At 44.9% G+C, this 19,122-nt stretch carries 16 protein-coding genes; 14 read left to right on the plus strand and 2 right to left on the minus strand.

Annotated elements, in window-relative coordinates; translation table 11 throughout:
* A complete protein-coding gene (locus tag RA086_RS05975; RefSeq protein ID WP_308702944.1) occupies positions 1-453 on the minus strand; it encodes an HIT family protein in 453 nt (150 codons plus the stop codon).
* A gap of 164 nt (positions 454-617) precedes the next feature.
* On the opposite strand from RA086_RS05975, the gene RA086_RS05980 reads away from it, so the two are divergent.
* The 7 genes from RA086_RS05980 (at position 618) to RA086_RS06010 (ending at position 7,632) form a co-directional block, all read left to right on the plus strand.
* Positions 618-1,355, plus strand: coding sequence for an ABC transporter ATP-binding protein (locus RA086_RS05980; protein ID WP_308702945.1), 738 nt, complete (start codon positions 618-620; stop codon positions 1,353-1,355).
* The gene (locus RA086_RS05985) at positions 1,348-2,553 is read left to right on the plus strand and encodes an ABC transporter permease (RefSeq protein ID WP_308702946.1); all 1,206 of its coding nucleotides are present in this window, start codon (positions 1,348-1,350) and stop codon (positions 2,551-2,553) included. The genes RA086_RS05980 and RA086_RS05985 overlap by 8 nt, the downstream gene beginning before the upstream one ends.
* Positions 2,554-2,674: 121 nt before the next feature.
* Entirely contained in the window at positions 2,675-3,460 is a 786-nt protein-coding gene (locus RA086_RS05990; protein WP_308702947.1) for a phosphotransferase family protein, read from the plus strand.
* A gap of 87 nt (positions 3,461-3,547) precedes the next feature.
* Positions 3,548-4,204 carry a tRNA (guanosine(46)-N7)-methyltransferase TrmB gene (gene trmB, locus RA086_RS05995; protein ID WP_308702948.1) on the plus strand — a complete coding sequence of 219 codons (657 nt, stop codon included), beginning with the start codon at positions 3,548-3,550 and terminating at the stop codon, positions 4,202-4,204.
* An 80-nt stretch (positions 4,205-4,284) separates the two neighbouring features.
* Complete coding sequence (locus RA086_RS06000; RefSeq protein ID WP_308702949.1) at positions 4,285-5,622, plus strand: threonine/serine exporter family protein; 1,338 nt, start codon at positions 4,285-4,287, stop codon at positions 5,620-5,622.
* A gap of 159 nt (positions 5,623-5,781) precedes the next feature.
* The gene (locus RA086_RS06005; RefSeq protein WP_308702950.1) at positions 5,782-6,759 is read left to right on the plus strand and encodes an aldo/keto reductase; all 978 of its coding nucleotides are present in this window, start codon (positions 5,782-5,784) and stop codon (positions 6,757-6,759) included.
* 108 nt (positions 6,760-6,867) lie between these two features.
* Positions 6,868-7,632 (plus strand): nucleoside phosphorylase, encoded by a 765-nt coding sequence (locus RA086_RS06010; protein WP_308702951.1) that lies wholly within the window; start codon positions 6,868-6,870, stop codon positions 7,630-7,632.
* A gap of 70 nt (positions 7,633-7,702) precedes the next feature.
* Here the strand turns inward: RA086_RS06010 and RA086_RS06015 are convergent, their stop codons facing one another.
* Entirely contained in the window at positions 7,703-8,026 is a 324-nt protein-coding gene (locus tag RA086_RS06015; protein WP_047999495.1) for a PepSY domain-containing protein, read from the minus strand.
* A 166-nt stretch (positions 8,027-8,192) separates the two neighbouring features.
* Here RA086_RS06015 and ytpR point away from each other — a divergent pair, with 166 nt between their 5' ends.
* The 7 genes from ytpR to mutM all read left to right on the plus strand — a co-directional run bounded on the left by ytpR (position 8,193) and on the right by mutM (position 19,117).
* On the plus strand, positions 8,193-8,834 hold the full coding sequence (ytpR, locus tag RA086_RS06020) for a YtpR family tRNA-binding protein (RefSeq protein ID WP_308702952.1): 642 nt from the start codon (positions 8,193-8,195) through the stop codon (positions 8,832-8,834).
* Between the two features lie 33 nt (positions 8,835-8,867).
* Positions 8,868-11,465: a DNA translocase FtsK gene (locus RA086_RS06025; RefSeq protein ID WP_308702953.1), complete on the plus strand. Its 2,598-nt coding sequence runs from the start codon at positions 8,868-8,870 to the stop codon at positions 11,463-11,465.
* A 60-nt stretch (positions 11,466-11,525) separates the two neighbouring features.
* The gene (gene murC / locus RA086_RS06030) at positions 11,526-12,839 is read left to right on the plus strand and encodes a UDP-N-acetylmuramate--L-alanine ligase (RefSeq protein WP_308702954.1); all 1,314 of its coding nucleotides are present in this window, start codon (positions 11,526-11,528) and stop codon (positions 12,837-12,839) included.
* Between the two features lie 75 nt (positions 12,840-12,914).
* Entirely contained in the window at positions 12,915-13,865 is a 951-nt protein-coding gene (locus RA086_RS06035) for a ribonuclease H family protein (RefSeq protein WP_308702955.1), read from the plus strand.
* Between the two features lie 908 nt (positions 13,866-14,773).
* On the plus strand, positions 14,774-15,493 hold the full coding sequence (locus RA086_RS06040) for a Bax inhibitor-1/YccA family protein (RefSeq protein WP_308702956.1): 720 nt from the start codon (positions 14,774-14,776) through the stop codon (positions 15,491-15,493).
* A gap of 134 nt (positions 15,494-15,627) precedes the next feature.
* Positions 15,628-18,276 (plus strand): DNA polymerase I, encoded by a 2,649-nt coding sequence (gene polA / locus RA086_RS06045; RefSeq protein ID WP_308702957.1) that lies wholly within the window; start codon positions 15,628-15,630, stop codon positions 18,274-18,276.
* 16 nt (positions 18,277-18,292) lie between these two features.
* Positions 18,293-19,117 carry a bifunctional DNA-formamidopyrimidine glycosylase/DNA-(apurinic or apyrimidinic site) lyase gene (mutM, locus tag RA086_RS06050; RefSeq protein WP_308702958.1) on the plus strand — a complete coding sequence of 275 codons (825 nt, stop codon included), beginning with the start codon at positions 18,293-18,295 and terminating at the stop codon, positions 19,115-19,117.
* The last annotated feature ends 5 nt before the right edge of the window (positions 19,118-19,122 follow it).

Genomic DNA, 19,122 nt, shown 5'->3' on the forward strand with positions numbered 1-19,122 from the left:
CTAATCGTTAATGTGAGCTTTGATGCCATTTTGAAGCCGGGTATAGTCGGTTTCGTCGTATTTCTTAGAGTTATCTTTGAAAATCATGCGGAAATCATCTTTGTCACTATACCGTGGAATGAGATGAAAATGGGAATGGAAGACGGATTGATAGGCAACCGCCCCGTTATTGTTGACCACGTTCATCCCGATAATTGCATCATCAGAAGCCTTGATGGCACGAGCAATCATAGGAATCCGGGCAAAAACGGCACTGGCTAAGTCAGTATCATAAGCAAAAATATCAGGGACGTGAGTCTTAGGAATGACTAAAGTGTGGCCTGGCGTTCCTTGTGAAATATCCAGAAACGCTTTGACCATGTCGTCTTCATAAATCGTGTAACTAGGGATATCACCCTTAATAATTTTGCAGAAAATACAATCGTCATCGAGTTTCGGTTCAAAAGCAGCCATAGGATAACCTTCTTTTCTAAAATTTAGTTCTATTATACACTAACCATTTTGAAAATGAGGGCGCTTTAATTAGGTGACTAACCTTACTGGTCAGTTAAGGCGTCAGGCAAGTCGGCTATGCTATAATAGATTTCACTTAGTTCAGACAGAAAGAGGTAAGTTTAATGGCACTAACAGTGAGCCACTTAGTTGGCGGTTATTCGCAGATTCCGGTCTTAAAGGATATTAGTTTTCAAGTTGAACCCGGCGAGTTAGTGGGCTTGATTGGATTAAATGGCGCGGGTAAATCAACCACCATTAATCACATTATTGGGTTGTTGCAACCAATGAAGGGGACCATTACGTTGAATGGTACTACCCTTGCAAGTGATGCCCAAGCCTATAAGCAGCAAATTGCTTACATTCCAGAAACACCCGTCTTATATGAAGAATTAACGTTAAAAGAACATTTAGAAATGGCGATGCTGGCCTATGGCTTAGACCAAAAAGCCGCTTGGGAACGCGCCAATCATTTATTGAAGATTTTTCGTTTGGACAATAAACTCGATTGGTTCCCAGCTAATTTTTCTAAAGGGATGAAACAGAAAGTCATGATCGTGTGTGCGTTCATCACTAACGCAAAGTTATACATTATTGATGAACCATTTTTAGGCCTAGATCCATTGGCGGTACATGACTTGTTACATTTGATTGGTGAAGTTAAGCAACAAGGCGCGGCCGTATTGATGTCAACGCACGTCTTAGACACTGCTGAGAAGTTTTGTGACCGGTTCGTCTTGCTTCATGCTGGCGAGATTCAAACACAAGGCACGTTTGACGAAATCAAGGCACATTATCCTGATGCTGGGGAATCGTTGAACGATATTTATCTCAGCTTGACGGGAGTGACACGCGATGAATGAGTTGTACCAAAACCGTTTGTCCCGCCATTTGCGACAAATGTTGCGGTACTTACGGCTAGTTTTCAATGATCATTTTGTCATTGCGCTAATGTTCTTTGTCGGTGGCCTTGGTTTGGCGTATGCTAATTGGCTGAAAACGGTGAGTCCACGGGATACTTGGATTGTTTTAGTCGTTGGGTTGATTTTATGGCTCGGCTTAGCACTTGGCCGGGTAGCAACTTTGTTAGAGCCCGCGGATGTCGTCTTTTTGTTGCCACGTGAGCATGATCTACATGGTTATTTTGTCCATGCTTGGCGTTATAGTTGGTGGCTTGCCCAAGCCGTCCAAGTGGTTTTAGTCGGGTTGACCGTGCCAATTTTAATGTTGGTCGATCGCCTGTCGGGACTGAGCTTGTTAGCATTGCTGGTCACTCAACTGGCGTTAAAAGACAGCCAGCTAACGGGTTACGTGACGCGTTTGTATCGCTTAACGGCGGCACAACGTCGCTGGTCACAGCTTGGTAACTGGGGCTTAGCCTTAGTGATCCTCGCATTAAGTTTATTTAGTTCTACTTGGCTAGGTTTAGGCTTAGCTTTGGTACTTGCAGCCGGCCAACGCTGGTGGCACAGTCAGGTTTGGCCAACGACAGTGGTGGCTTGGCGAGATGATATTAAGCTGGAAGCCAACCGCATGCTGGGCATTTATCGTTTCTTTAATTTGTTTACGGATGTTCCCATGGTCCAAGGCACAGTCAAGCGGCGGCGCTATTTAGATTGGGTCTTCAACTGGGGTCCTCGTGATCAGCGACACGCATTCAATTATTTATTTGCACGTGGTATGGTGCGGGGTACAGAATTTAGTGGTCTCGTGGCGCGACTGACATTAATTGGTGCGATTCTGCTGTATTTCAGTGGGCACGGCTGGTTGGCAATTGGTTTAGATGTGATTTTCATCTACCTGATTGGCTTTCAATTGTTGCCGTTTTATAAGCGATACGATAATATTGTGTTTACGCATATTTACCCAATTGGCTTGACCCAACGTTTGAAAAGCTTCCAACGACTGCTCATGATCGTCTTGAGTGGTACCGGCTTAGTCTTTTTAGTGGCGTTTTGGTTAAGCAACGCATCGTTAGTTCAAGTTGGACTTTTAGCAGTGATTAACGTGCTGGAAATCTATCTCTTAGTTGCTTGGTATGCCAAGCTTCGATTGGGATAAAAGTCAGTTGGCACAACGGTTAAAAAGGACTTGACGTGGTCGCTTTTGGTCTTTAGAATGTGATTGTTAAGTGAATTAAAGGGACGCAAGATAACTAATTATTTTTGAGAGGAGTGGGCTGATGGATTTCGAACTTGATGATGGCTGGGATGTCTATCCAATATATGGCAATACCAATAAAGCTTTCATGGGCAAAAAGAATCAACAACGATTGTTTTTGAAACGAAACGCGTCGCCGTTTTTAGCAGCACTCTCGATGGAAGAAATTACTCCGCGGTTAATCTGGACCAAACGAATTTCGAGTGGTGATACCTTAACTGCCCAAGAATGGCTCAATGGTCAAACTTTAACGAAGCAACAAATGCGACTGCCTGAAGTGGCGCATTTATTGGCACGTGTGCACAATTCCAAGTTGCTTCATCGAATGTTAACTAAAGTCGGCGGTCAAGTGGTTCGACCACATGACTTTATCCGACAATATTTGAGTGAATTACCAGATGATTTGCGGCAACATCCATTGATGGCGACCGTCTTAAAAACGTTGAAAGGCACGTTACCAACTTTACCAACAACAGATTATCGAGTGTGTCATGGGGATTTGAATCATAAAAACTGGCTATTATCCGATCATCGCCAACTTTATTTGGTCGATTGGGATTCAGCACGTTTTGCTGATCCAGCCTCAGATATTAGTATGCTGTTGTGTGAATATGTGCCATTGGATGACTGGCAAGCTTGGTTTTCAGAATATGGTGAAACCATGACACCTGAACTTCAGCGACGGGTCATTTGGTATGCTAAGATTAATTTATTATTGAATATTAAAGATAATTATTATCGTAATCAGTATCACAAAATGAATCATGAAATTATCTTCTTAGAAGAATTGTCACAGCATCAACTGTAATTTTTAGAAGTTAAGACCGGTAGCTGCGAGTCCCAGGCGGAATTCGCAGCTATTTTGTTGAAATAATAACTAGAGGAGTTATCAAAAATGCGTGTACGGAATAAACCTTGGGCCCCAAAATTAATTAATGCCCATCCAGAATTAATTACGGAAACGCCGACAGATTTTCGGGGAAAATGGCAAAGCCGTTTTAAGGCCACTCAGCCACTCCAGATTGAAGTTGGGAGTGGAAAGGGCCAATTCATCATTGAGATGGCCAAACGCCACCCAGAAATCAATTATATCGCCATTGAGATTCAAACTTCGGTGATCGCAGTTATTCTGCGTGAGTTAGTTGATGCCCCACTGCCAAATTTACAATTGGCTCATGCGGATGGTCAAGCAGTCACGGCCTTTTTTGAACCTAATGAAGTTGATCGATTGTACTTAAATTTTTCAGATCCGTGGCCTAAAACGCGGCATGCTAAACGTCGACTGACTTATAAAACTTTTTTGGCGGGTTATGAAGAAGTTCTAAAGCCAAATGGTCAGATTGAATTCAAGACAGACAATCGGGGCTTATTTGAATTTTCGTTGACCAGCATGAATAATTACGGGATGCAATTTGAACAAGTGTGGTTGAATTTGCATGCCGCCGTGACACCGGAAGAAAATGTTGAAACTGAATATGAACAAAAATTTAGCCAATTTGGCCCCATTTATAAAATTATTGCGACGTTTCCAGCCGCAACCAAGACCGATTAAGAAAAATTCGTGTCTGGGACAAATCGGTTAACGACGACTAAGCCTGATGAACGGAAAGTCTGCGTGACTGAGGAGGATATATGGCAAATAAAAAACAACTAGGATTGTCACAACGCCATCATATGACGATTCCGTGGAAGGATTTCATTCGTAACGAAGATGTTCCGGCTAAGAATGCCAGTTTACAAGAACGGACGTCGATTGTCGGACGCATCGGAATCTCACTGTTGTCTTGTGGAACTGGGGCTTGGCGGGTGCGTGACGCGATGAATAAGGTCGCCCGGAGTCTCAACTTAACTTGTTCGGCAGATATTGGGCTAATTGCGCTGCACTATACTTGTTTTAGCCATGATCGCAGCTATACACAGGTGCTGGCACTACCCAATACCGGTGTTAACACGGATAAACTGAATGTTTTAGAGAAGTTTGTCAGTGAGTTTGACGAACGCTATGCAACCTTAACGATTCGTGAACTACACACAGCAATCGATAAGGCTCAAAAACGGCCAAAACAATATACGCCGGTGACGCTAGGACTGGCTGCCGCGTTAGCCTGCAGCGGATTTATTTTTCTACTGGGTGGTGGCTTACCTGAAATGTTGTGCTCCTTTCTAGGAGCCGGTTTTGGGAACTATGTCCGGGCAAAGATGGGTAAACGGTCGCTGACCACGATTGCGGGGATTGCCGTTAGTGTGGCGGTGGCGTGCCTAGTGTACATGGCAAGCTTTCGATTACTTGAGATGGGCTTTCACGTCTTAGCAGAACATGAGGCTGGCTACATTGGGGCGATGCTGTTCGTGATACCGGGCTTTCCGTTTATCACGAGTATGCTAGATATTTCAAAGCTGGATATGCGGTCGGGACTCGAACGGTTAGCCTACGCGATCATGGTCACGTTGATTGCGACGTTGGTCGGTTGGCTGGTCGCAACACTATTTCATTTTAAACCGGGGAACTTCTTACCCCTCGGGTTATCTCCGTTAATGTTGATGTTGTTACGGCTACCTGCGAGTTTTTGTGGGGTCTACGGCTTCTCGATTATGTTTAACAGCTCACAAAAAATGGCCATTACGGCGGGGTTCATGGGTGCCATTGCCAATACGCTCCGGTTAGAACTTGTTGAACTGACCACGATGCCACCGGCCGCCGCGGCCTTTTGTGGCGCACTAGTGGCGGGATTACTGGCTTCTCTGATTAATCGTTATAACGGTTATCCGCGGATCTCACTGACCGTGCCGTCCATTGTGATCATGGTGCCGGGGCTTTATATTTACCGAGCCATTTACAATATTGGGAGCAACCAAATCGGCGTCGGAGCCCTCTGGCTGACTAAAGCGATGTTAATTATTATGTTTTTACCGCTGGGGCTCTTTGTGGCACGGGCGTTGATGGATCGTGAGTGGCGTCACTTTGATTAAAGTAAACATAAATTAAACTAGTCTGGTTAAAGTCATTGAACTGACTGTGACCAGACTTTTTTTGCCTAAAATAAAATTTTTTAGGCAAAATGCTTGCCTTAGCCGTAACTGTAAGTTTTATACTAGTGATAAGCAATAACGATGAAGGGAAGATGGCAAATGAAATACCGTCAATTTGGCAATACAGGTTATAAAATTAGTGAAGTTTCGCTTGGTACCTGGCAATTAGGTGGAAAATGGGGACTGCCATTCAGTGAAAAAGACGCGATGGCTACCTTAGCCGAGGCCTATGATCAAGGGGTAAACTTTTTTGATACCGCTGATGGCTATCAGGGTGGTGCCAGTGAACGAACCGTTGGGCAATTTTTGAAGCGTCATTCGGATATTCACTATACGACTAAAATTGGCCGAAAAGAAGCCCCCTTAACGGCGGACCACTTTAGCCCTAAGAGTATCGACCGTTATGTAGATGAGTCGTTAAAGAATTTAGGCGTGGACGCTTTAGATACGGTCTTATTGCACTGCCCGCCAACTCAGGTTCTGTACCAACCGGAAACGTTCTTCGAGTTAGACCGGCTCAAAAAAGCAGGTAAGATTCGGCACTACGGGGTAAGTGTTGAAAAGGTTGAAGAGGCCATTAAGGCGATGGATTACGATATTTCAGCGATTGAAATTATTTTCAACATGTTCCGGCTCCGGCCAGCTAACCTGTTTTTTGACTTAGCCAAACAGCATAATATTGGTATTTTAGCTCGGGTGCCGTTAGCAAGTGGGTTACTCAGCGGCAAGTATACCGCTGAAACGACTTTTGCACCTACGGATCATCGGACTAACAACCGCCATGGTCAACACTTTGACCAAGGTGAGACGTTCTCTGGCGTGGACTTCTTGACCGGGGTCAAGGCCGCTGATGAACTCAAGACTCGGTTGAAGACGGATAACTTAGCGGCGTTGGCCTTACGGTACATCTTGATGTATGATGCGGTTTCCGCGGTTATTCCGGGTGCCAGTAACCCTAACCAAATTGAACGTAATACGACTGCGGCCGATCTGCCGGCATTGAGCAATCAACAAATGGCGATTGTGCGGGATGTTTACGATCAATACATTAAAAATCCGGTGGAATATCGCTGGTAAAATGAGTGTGAGTGGATCAGACTACTGTTAAAGCCCCGTTGATTCGCTGAGGGCGACGTCAGCGGGACAGATCTGCTTAGAAAAATGAGTTGATTTGGAGATGAACGTATGCGTGATGAACTGACTTTATTGCATTTTGACGATGATCCCGAGGCAGTGTTGTCGCCTAGTACTGAGGGCAATTTTAAACTGCCAGAAAAAGCTTTATTAATGTTGACGGATGACCAGCACTTTCAACAAATTGTGACGCACTATCACGGGGTCGAAGTTGCACATTTTGACTCGATTACCAAAGTTGCGCGAGTTTATCAGGTCAACCGGCATGGTCAAAAGATTGCGATGGCGCAAGCACCATTAGGAGCGCCCGGTGCGGTCATGATTTTAGAGAGCCTAATTGCGTTTGGCGTGAGACAAGTTTTGGGTGTCGGCAGTTGTGGGGCTTTGACAGAGCTCCCAGAAAATATTTTTTTGAGTCCAACGGCGGCTTTACGGGATGAAGGAACTTCTTTTCATTATTTGCCCGCTAGTGAGTGGGCGACCGTTGACCCAACCATGGTTGCCGGGATTCAAAAAGGGTTATTGCAACGACATATTCCGGTTAGACTAGTGAAAACTTGGACGACGGATGCCATTTTTCGTGAAAACAAATCAAGAATTACTAGCGTGAAGTTAGCTGGCTGCGAGGTCGTTGAGATGGAATGCGCCGCATTAGTAGCTTGTGCGAAATTTCGAAAAATTAAGTTTGGTCAACTCTTGTATACGGCGGATTCTTTAGCCAACTTGGATCGACATGATCCACGTCAATGGGGAACTGATGCGGTCATCCCGGCGATTGAACTTGCAATAGAAATTTTAGTTGAATTGCCAGCTTAAACAATTGTTTTAATGTTTTTAAGCAATCAAAAAAGATGCTCACCGCAATTATAGGTGAACATCTTTTTGATTAAAGACGATAAATATCTAAAATACTGCCAGTATTGGCATCCGCCAAAAATTCGTACTGAACGAGTTGACCATCTTCGTAACGGGTGATCCCACCATAGTAGACGTCAGTTCGTAAGGCGAACTTTTGTAGTGGGGCTTTTTTCATTTCAATCCAAGAGCCTTCAATTGGTGCTTCCTTTAAAAAGGCCCGTTTGACTTGGTTTAAGATCTGATTAGGGGTTGGTCGGCGCAACCGTTTTAGTAGCCCGCCAACGGAGAATCCACCAGCGATACCGGCCATCCCAACAGCTAATAACCCGCCGTATTGTAATTGTTTATTCATGTTGCGTGCTCCTTTCGACCAACTTAACATGGGATTTTTTGCTCAAAATTAGTATACCAATGATTGACGATAATACAAATAAAAGTCATAATTAATCAGTAAGAATCGTCAGAAATAGGCTATAATGTTTAATTGAACGCTTAGAATGAGAGTAAAGGGGTTTCAAATGTTAATTACAAGTTATAATCCATCCGAATTAGGCGATACATTGATCGCTATTTTACGACCAGATACTGCTGAACAAAAGATCGAAACACATCAAAATGTCACCCGGATTAGTGACGTTGCAACTGGTGAAACACTTGGTTACAACTTTTTTGAAGTTTCGCAGACCCTAGGACAATTAGATGTTAACGGCCAAGTTCATTTAACCACTGACCAAGTTGACCAATTAAATAAATTATTAAAAGCAACTGATTTTGAACCAGATTTAGTTTTAGACACGACGCCGAAATTTGTCGTGGGCTATGTTGAAAGTGCCGAAGCCCATCCCAAGTCTGATCATTTACAAGTGACCCAGACGCAAATAGGGGAGGGTGAAACGTTACAGATCGTGAGTGGCTCACCAAATATGCAAGCCGATATTTTGGTCGTTGTGGCTAAGATTGGTGCCATGATGCCAAATGGATTAATTATTTGGCCGGGTGAACTTCGAGGCATTGCAAGTAACGGGATGATCGTTTCTGGTCGTGAACTGCACTTACCAAATGCGCCACAACGACCAGGTGCTTTGATTTTGCCGGCTGATTATCAAAAAGTTGGCGAACCATTTGACTTTAAACGTGCCCAAACTTTATTTGAGGCTTAATTAGGTTGAACACTAAAAATAGGATGATTGAAAATGAACCATTATGATGGCCCGGCATTTTACCGGAAATATCGAGATTTTATAACTAAAAAACCGACTTCGGCCGCGGCCAGTCAATCAACCAGCACGGCACCGCGTCCAGCATCAGCGGGACTGTCGGCGGCCACTAGCGCTGCTAAGCCGGTTTATTCAACTGGCGCAACAGTGCAATCAGCAGCCAGCCAGCCAACCTCAACTGAACCTTTCAATGGGGTGACACATGGTGACTTTCATCCGACACATATTCCGGCACAATTAACACGGTCGAATGTGGCAGTTGGGGTGACAGTCACACATGATGAAACAGCTTATTTGGAAGTTGAAGCCAGTTTGCATAAACCGATTGAAACGTATTTTTTGTTCGCGGATGAGGCGTCAACAAGTGAGCCAATCGTGGAATTGTCCGCAGCGCCAGTGGCTGAAACTAACTATCCGGCAACTGAAATAACGAGTGAAGCTGCGCCGACTGTGGTTTTTGAGCCAGCGACTTCAGTGACCAGTGTTGCTACAACCATGGCAACCAGCACCGCGCCGACGGAAGTATTTGAGCCGACTAGCCTTGTTTCTGCAAGCATGGCCGCATCAGACTCAGCAGTGACCAGTATGGTCAATTCAGCCGAGTCAGTGACGCCACCGACAAGTGAGACTAGCACTGAGTCGACGATTTTGTCGACTGAAGCTGAGACTACGACGATCGAGTCGGCTGAAATAACGTCGTCTGCGGATTCAGCTGCAGTTTCTGCAGCGACCCAATTGGCAGACCTAGCAGAGACTGCCGACAGCGAAAGTCCGAGTTCAGCGCCAATTTCAACAGCTGCTAAACCGAATCATGGTCTTGGATTGTCACTAGATGCCATCATGACAGAGGAGCATAATGCTCAGTCAGATTTGGCTTTATTTAAAGACCAACCAGAAGCTGAGACTGCCGAGACACCGGTCTCTGAGCAGTCAATGGGTACTGACGATGCCGGTGACGACGAAATGTATCAACCAGTCGGTGTACGGCCACGGGCTCAGCCGGCGGTAAAGCCAGCGAGCAGCGCGACTAAAGTCACATCGCAAGCGCCGATAGCGGCGTCAGCAGCAAGTGCGACTAGTGCGGATGCTGAGCCGACTTCAGCAGTTCATTCCGGCACCTCAGCCGCGCCAGTTTTAGCAGACAAAGATTTGGCGGCCTATCATTTGCCACCGCTTGATCTGTTAAAAGCGCCAGTGGTTCCCGATGAATCTGAAATGGATGATTGGATCGAAAGCAAGGCCAGTGCGCTAGATGAGTCGCTGGATGCTTTTGGTGTCGATGCAAACGTCGTTGATTGGACCGTTGGACCGACCGTGACCCAGTTCCAAGTAAAATTGGCACGTGGCGTCAAGGTCAGCAAAATCACGAATTTGAATGATGATTTGAAATTAGCGTTAGCAGCGAAAGATATTCGTATCGAAGCGCCAATTCCGGGTCGCAACACGGTCGGAATTGAAATTCCAAACAAGAAGTCGCGGCCGGTAATGTTGTCAGAAGTTCTGAATTCACAGAAATTTAAGGACAGTCGCTCACCATTAACAGTGGCATTGGGTGTCGATCTATTTGGCCAACCACAAGTGACTGATCTCCGTAAAATGCCGCACGGCTTGATTGCTGGGGCGACGGGTTCTGGTAAATCGGTCTTTATTAATAGTATCTTGGTTTCACTGCTCTATAAGGCTAATCCACAAGAAGTTAAGCTTTTGTTGATTGATCCTAAAGCAGTGGAATTAGCGCCATATGACCGGGTGCCGCATTTGTTAGCGCCGGTGATTTCAGAACCGAAGGCCGCTTCAGCCGCGCTGAAATGGGTCGTGGATGAAATGGACAATCGGTACGATAAATTGGCCGCGGGCGGTGCTCGTAATATTGAGCAATTCAATGCCATGGCTGTCGAACATCATGAAGATGGGTTGAAGATGCCGTACATTGTCATCGTCATTGACGAATTAGCCGATTTGATGATGGTCGCTTCTAGTGAAGTTCAAGATTATATTGCCCGAATCACTCAAAAAGCTCGGGCCGCGGGGATTCATTTGTTGGTTGCCACGCAACGACCAAGTGTTGATGTCGTTACTGGTTTAATCAAAAACAATATTCCGACCCGGATTGCCTTTATGGTGGCGAGTCAGATTGATTCGCGCACGATTTTGGATGCGAGTGGTGCGGAACGGCTGTTAGGTCGCGGGGATATGCTATACCTCGGAAATGGCCAAAGTACGCCGATTCGCTTACAAGGGACGTATGTGGATAGCGAAATTGATGACATTGCGCAATACGTTCGTGATCAAGCTGCCCCACATTACGAATTTCAGCCGGATAGTTTGGTGAAACATGAAGAAGCCGCCAAGAATCAGGATGATCTCATGCCGGAAGTTTTAGCTTATTTAGCGGATGAAGACACCGTTTCAACGTCAAAATTGCAACGAACTTTTTCCGTCGGCTATAACCGAGCAGCAAATATCATTGATGATTTGGAAAACCGCAACTATGTGTCACCAGCTAAGGGTTCCAAGCCACGTGATGTCTATTTCACGTCGGACGATTTAACTAAATTACAAGCTAACTCATAATTAAAAATTAACGATTCACCGCTTCATTGATGAATCCTAAACATGGGAGATTATTAAACAATGGATAAAGAGACGGTTTATTATTTTGTTGGGATTAAGGGTTCTGGGATGAGCTCATTAGCTTTGATTTTGCACGATAAGGGCTTCCAAGTCGAAGGTTCTGATATTGAACAATATACCTTTACGCAAAAAGGCTTAGCAGCGGCTGGCATCAAAATGTTGCCATTCTCAGCGGACAATATTCACGCTGGGTTAACGGTCATTGCTGGGAATTCCTTTACAGATGATCATCCTGAAATCAAGAAGGCGCGTGAGATGGGCTTACCAGTCTATCGTTACCACGAATTTTTGGGTAAATTGATGGAAGGCTACACGAGTATCGGTGTTGCCGGGACGCATGGTAAGACATCTACCACCGGATTATTGTCACATGTGTTGAGTAACATTGCGCCTACCAGCTATTTGATTGGTGATGGCACTGGTAAGGGAACTCCTGATGCCCGCTTCTTTGTTTTTGAAGCGGATGAATACCGTCGTCATTTTGTGGCTTACCATCCAGACTATGCTATCATGACGAACGTTGACTTTGACCATCCAGATTATTATAAAGATTTAGCGGATGTCAAACTCGCTTTTGAACAATTTGGGAGCCAAGTTAAGAAGGGAATTTTTGCTTGGGGTGACGATGAAAGTTTACGTCACTTAAACATTAAGACACCGATCTACTATTACGGGACCAAAGATCGCGATGATTTCCAAGCGGTAAATATTAATCGGACGACCAAGGGTTCTTCCTTTGAAGTGAAATATCATGATGAGTCACTTGGTGAATTCGAGATTCCGTTGTATGGCGAACACAACGTTTTGAACAGCACCGCGGTCATTGCGGTCGCTTACTTTGAAAAAGTTGATTTGGACGAGATTCGGCGTGAATTGTTGAACTTTAGTGGCGTTAAGCGGCGTTTCTCTGAATCTAAGGTCGGCGATATGACGATGATTGATGACTATGCGCATCATCCATCTGAAATTAAAGCGACTTTGGATGCGGCACGTCAAAAATACCCAGATAAGAAAATTTTAGCCGTTTTCCAACCACATACGTACTCACGGACTAAAGCGTTAATGAATGGCTTTGCAGCCAGTTTAAGTATGGCTGATCACGTCTTCTTGACGAATATCTTTAGCTCCGCACGTGAAAAGAGTGGTGACGTTTCGTCGAAAGATTTAGCCGCCAAATTATCCAATGGTGGTGAAATTATTACGACCGATGATATGTCCGCATTGACAGCTTATCATGACGCGGTAGTCGTCTTTATGGGCGCTGGTGACATTCAAAAATACGAAAAAATTTATACTGAGTTATTAACCAAATAGCTCGTTACGATTAAGTTGGTAAAAAAGAGTTCGGGAAAACCCCCGGACTCTTTTTAGACGATAATGGAGGAAAATATGGCGAAACTTAAATTCTATGCGGTTCGGGTCGGCCGTAAACCGGGGATTTATCGCAGTTGGGAAGACTGTCAGGCTCAGATCAATCATTATTCGGGGGCACAATATAAAAGCTTCTTGACGCGTGAAGCTGCGACGGATTATCTGAACAGCCAAGCGCCGACGAAATCTGGTCAGCTACGTGCTAAGAAGGCCATTCCTGACAAGACGCAGGTCACCAGTTCTGCGGCAGTGGTGGTTTATACCGATGGTGGTAATCGGAATACCGGTAATGTGCAGGGCGGCCAAGTCAAGCCCACCGACAAATCGGCTTGGGCTTTTCAAATGACCGCAGCCAGTAAAACGGTTACAGGGACGTCTGGTGAATGGGGCGCTACTAATAATCGCATGGAAATCATGGCGTTATTACAAGCCTTGAGTTACTTGATTGAGACCAAACAAACTGAAACGCCGATTTTAATTGTGATGGATTCTAAATACGTTTTAGACGCGATTCAAAAGGGCTGGTTAACTGGTTGGGAAAAGCGGGGCTGGCGACGAGCCGGCAATCAGCCACTAGCAAATAGTGAGCTATGGCGGTTGATGGCACAATCATTACAACAATTTTCGAAGCTTTCCTTTAAATGGGTGAAAGGTCATGCCACCACGGATGGCAACAACTTAGTTGATCATTTGTTGAATGAAACGATGGATCATATGACTAAGAATGCGCCGATTCCAGCTAAGAATGCCACCGCCAAAATTCCTGGTCGTCCTGCCACTTCGATTCAGGAAGATTTGTTTGCGACCATACCACAGACGCCAGCACCGGTTAAAGCCTCGACACCATCAGCAGCTGACCAGCCCACTCCGGCAGCTTCAAGAAAGTTAGGGCATTTAGCCAATCAGCAGGCGCAACAACAGTCCGTTGATGCCATGGCAGAAATTGCTAAACATTGGCGTGATGATTAAATGAGTCACGCCAGTGTGACGTAGCTATTATATTTATCAGGATTCAGCTGGCTTGCCGCTTCGGTTGGTCTGGACTGATGCTGGAACGCGGTGACCACGTTTGTGAACCAAATGGCGGTCTCACAAGCCGGGCTTTTCCTAAGCTGGGAAAGCACCAGCTGTCGAAACGTGTTCGATCCAACTGCTCCTTCCGCTTGCGACACCATCGCAACCACTCGGAAAAACGTCGAGTAATTGCGATGGTTAGGCAATGCTCAGGAGCAACCCGTTGGACCTCACACTCTTGAGAAATTTCACCACTGAGCATCATCCAGCCCGTCCTGCGCTAATCAGTAATCTTTAACATCAATTGATCTTTTGTTGATCCTGGGTTTATCAATGTCCTCTTGTTAAATCGCTATTTAACGTCGGAGTGGACCAGCTCGTTTGCCGTGTCGAAACACTTAGCTGGGTGATTCTTCCCAGGTTAGTGTTTGGCCGACTTTTAAGACGCGGACTTTCGGCTTGAAAGCGCCCTACAGACCGGTCTTTGGCTGCAGGTCTGCCTCACAGCAAACGAGCTGGTCCATGGAGACGATAATCGATGATAAACATGATGGTTACGATGCATCGGTTGCCGATCAGTGGATTGCCGCTGAAATGGTTTTCTAAATCTAAGAAATTCTTATCTAATTTTAACGACCAAACTGTTTTACCTTCTTTGACTAATCTGATACACTAGATGACAAGAAAGTTGAGGTGACTGATTGGCATGTCTGTGAGATTGTGGTTAGATCATTCAATTGAAAAATTAGCGTGAGGGTGGTCACTAGCAACTGTTAGTGATTTAAATCACGCTGGACACCAGTCGACACTATCAACTCGGACTTTGAAGGGTTGTATTCAATTTTAGGTGAAAGAGGGATTCTATGAATAATTTTCAACAAGATCCGCAACCACGTACTATTAATACGCAAGTTGGGTTACGGAGTTTCTTAACTAAAATGTATGGTTACATGACTTTAGCCGTGTTAGTTTCTGCGGTTTCAGTTTACTTATCAATTAACGTTTTCGCTGCTCAAATTAATGCACTCTTTGGGCAACATCCAATGATCGCCCTAATCGTGTTCTTGATTAGTATGTTTGCGATGATCGGTGGGATTCAGAAGAATGCGACTCGGAATCCGGCCATGAGCTTCACATTATTGATGTTATTCGCCGTCGTCTTTGGCGTTGAAATGTCAGTGATGTTGCAGCTTTACACGGGTGCCGTGATTACCGGTGCTTTCATCTCAGCCGCAGCCGTTTTTGCAACTATGGCGGTGATTGGGACGACTAGCAAGCGTGATATGTCACGTTTAGGGACGCATTTGTTTGCGGCCTTGATCGGGTTATTAGTCGCTTCCGTCGTTAACTTATTCTTACAAAGCGCTATGATCAGTTACGTCTTCTCATATATTGGTGTCTTGATCTTTGCGGGCTTATCAATGTGGGATGCGAACAAGATGCGTGACATGTATCTCCAATATGGGGATCAAGTCTCATCAACTGGTTTGGCCGTTAGTGGGGCTTTATCACTCTACTTGGATTTCGTTAACTTGTTCTTATACTTTGTCCAAATCTTTGCGGGTGGTTCAAGCCGTAACTAAATTATTAACGAGATGCGATTCAAAACGGGTGCTGACAATCGTCAGGCACTCGTTTTTTAATCGCGAAATTCCCGTTAACCCCGATTGTTTGGTACAATTAAAGAAATTGTTCGACTTTAAAGGAGCGCAAATAAATGGCAAAAAAATTATTATTGATTGATGGCAATAGCGTCGCGTTTCGAGCGTTTTTCGCGTTGCACAATCAACTCGACCGCTTTGTGAACGCTGACGGATTGCACACGAATGCAATCTATGGCTTCAACACGATGCTCGATCACATGATCAAAGCTGTCGAACCCACCGATATGTTGGTGGCGTTTGATGCCGGTAAAACGACTTTCCGGACTGCCATGTTTGATAACTATAAGGGTGGCCGAGCCAAGACGCCGAGCGAATTTTCTGAACAAATGCCTTATATTGAACAACTTTTAGATGCTTACGGCATTCAACATTATAAATTAAAAGATTATGAAGCCGATGATATTATCGGAACGTTGGCGGGACAAGCCGATGCTGCTGGTTATACGACCACGGTAGTGACTGGTGACCGAGATTTGACTCAGTTGACGACTGACCACACCACGGTCGCAGTGACCGTCAAGGGTGTCTCCGAAGTGGAACGTTACACGCCGGCCCATGTTCAAGAAAAACTAGGGATTACGGCTACTCAGATTATTGATATGAAGGGTCTCACTGGAGATACTTCGGATAATTATCCAGGGGTGACCAAAGTCGGTGAAAAAACCGCGCTGAAACTGTTGAAGCAATACGGCTCAGTCGAAGGCGTTTACGAAAATGTTGCGGATATGAAGCAAAGCAAGATGAAGGAACATTTGATTGAAGACCACGACTTAGCGGTACGAGCGAAGGTCTTGGCGACGATCAAACGTGATGCGCCAATCACCGTTGGTTTAGCTGATTTAGCTTACGCGGGCCCCAATATTGACCAACTGGCAGAATTCTATCAAACGATGGATTTTCAATCTTTCTTGAAGAAATTAAAGGTGAACAATGCTGAACCCGTGGCACCAATTGATTACACCGTATTGACCAAGGAAAACCTGCCCGAATTGGCGCAATTTAAGACGGCGGTTGAATTCTATTTGGAAATGCCAACGGCAAATTATCATACTTCAGCATTTGCTGGTTTTGCGATCGGTCATGCCGGCAAATGGTATATCAGTCGTGACGTGGAATTATTGTTACAACCGGCTGTGGCCGAGATGTTGGCCAGCGATACGATCAAGAAGAACGTATTTGACATGAAACGGACCATCGTTGGCTTGAACCGGTTAGGCTTGAGTCTAGGAACCGTTGATTTTGACCTCTTACTCGTTTCCTATCTACTGGATACCAACGACAACAGCAATGATCTCGGTAACCTAGCGGAACAACATGGCTATACTGAATTGCCAACTGATGAAGAAGTGTATGGTAAAGGTGTCAAACGGGCCATCCCAGATGATGACAAGCTTTTCTTCAGTCATCTGGCACGAAAACTTGCGGCGATTGCGGCTTTACATGCCGAATTAATGCAGAAACTTGATGAAAATGAACAAACGCCGTTATACGATGATATTGAAAAACCAATGGCCCGCGTTTTGGCACAAATGGAAATCGCTGGCATCACCGTTGACAGTGGCACTTTACAAGCCATGGGGAGTCAATTTAAAGAACGGCTGAGCGAAATCGAACAAAAGATCTATCAGGAGGCCGGGCAAGAGTTTAATATCAATTCACCTAAGCAACTAGGTAAAATCTTGTTTGAAGATATGAAGTTGCCAGTGATTAAAAAGACTAAAACAGGTTATTCGACCGCGGTTGATGTACTCGAAAAATTAGCACCGGAAGCCCCAATCGTGGCTAACATTTTACAATATCGGCAAATTTCTAAGATTCAATCCACTTATGTGGTGGGGTTATTGGACGCGATTCACTCATCTGATCAAAAAGTCCATACCCGTTATTTACAAACTTTAACGCAAACCGGGCGTTTATCGTCCGTTGATCCGAATTTGCAAAATATTCCAGTCCGGTTAGAAGAAGGGCGTAAGATTCGGCAAGCCTTTGTGCCTAGTCATGCGGGTTGGCAAATCTTTTCATCTGATTATTCGCAAATTGAATTGCGAGTGCTAGCACATATTACCCATGATGCCAACTTGCAAGCTGCCTTTAAAGAAGGCGATGACATTCATGCTGCGACGGCCATGCGGATCTTCAATTTGAAGTCGCCTGAAGAGGTTACGCCGAATATTCGACGCCAAGCCAAAGCGGTCAATTTTGGTATCGTCTATGGGATCAGTGATTATGGGTTGTCACAAAATATTGGCATTACGCGTAAACAAGCCAAAGCGTTTATTGACGCTTACTTCAAGGAATACCCAGGTGTGAAGCAATATATGACCGATATTGTCAAACAAGCTCATGAACAGGGCTATGTTGAAACGATTTCTCATCGGCGGCGTTATTTACCAGATATTCATGCCAAGAGCTTTAATCAGCGGTCATTTGCTGAAAGAACGGCGATGAATACACCGATTCAAGGCAGTGCGGCGGATATCATCAAAATTGCGATGATCAAGATGCAGGCTAAGCTCAAAGCAGCGGGATTAAAAGCGACAATGTTACTCCAAGTCCATGATGAATTGATTTTTGAAGCGCCTAAAGAAGAGATTTCAACGCTAGAAAAATTAGTGCCATCAGTGATGGATTCTGCGGTGAAGTTGGAAGTCCCATTAAAGGTCGAAAGCCATTTTGGTGATACATGGTATGATGCAAAATAAACATGGAAGTGATTAGATGCCAGAATTACCTGAAGTTGAAACGGTTCGACGTGGGTTGAATCGGTTAGTTAAGGGCGCCACAATTGCGAGTATCGAGGTCAATTGGCCCAAAATTATTAATAATGATGTTGAGCGTTTTAAGCAGCGTCTAGCCGGACACACGATTGAAAAAGTTGATCGGCGCGGAAAATATTTACTGTTCCGATTTAGCCAAGGACTCACGATGGTGTCACATTTACGGATGGAAGGCAATTACAGTGTTATGCCGCAAAATGAAGGCCAAACGACTCATACGCACGTGGTGTTTCATCTCACGGATGGTCGTGACTTGTTGTACAATGACACGCGCAAATTTGGTCGCATGACCCTCGTTCCCACCGGTGAAGAGTTGACGGTTGCTGGTTTGAAAACTATTGGTCCAGAACCCGTGGCAAGTGACCTGACTGTGGCGTATCTGACTGAGATCTTTAAGCGCTCAAAAAAGATGATCAAACCACTATTGCTAGATCAGAGTAAGATCGCTGGCATTGGGAATATTTACGCGGATGAAACCCTTTGGATGAGTAAGATTCATCCAATGCGACCGGCTAATTCATTAACTGATGACGAAATTGTTTCGTTACGGCAAGCAATCATTGATGAAATGGCACTGGCAATCAAAGGCCATGGGACAACGGTACATTCCTTTTCAACAGCCTTTGGCGAGGCAGGGCAATTTCAAAATCATCTCCATGTTTATGGTCGTGAAGGCGAACCGTGTGAACGTTGCGGGACATTGATTGTAAAAATCAAAGTTGCACAACGTGGGACCCATTTTTGTCCGCATGAACAGCAATTGTAGGTGAG

Origin of the sequence: Lactiplantibacillus brownii (genome assembly GCF_031085375.1) — a bacterium.
Classification (GTDB): Bacteria; Bacillota; Bacilli; order Lactobacillales; family Lactobacillaceae; genus Lactiplantibacillus; species Lactiplantibacillus brownii.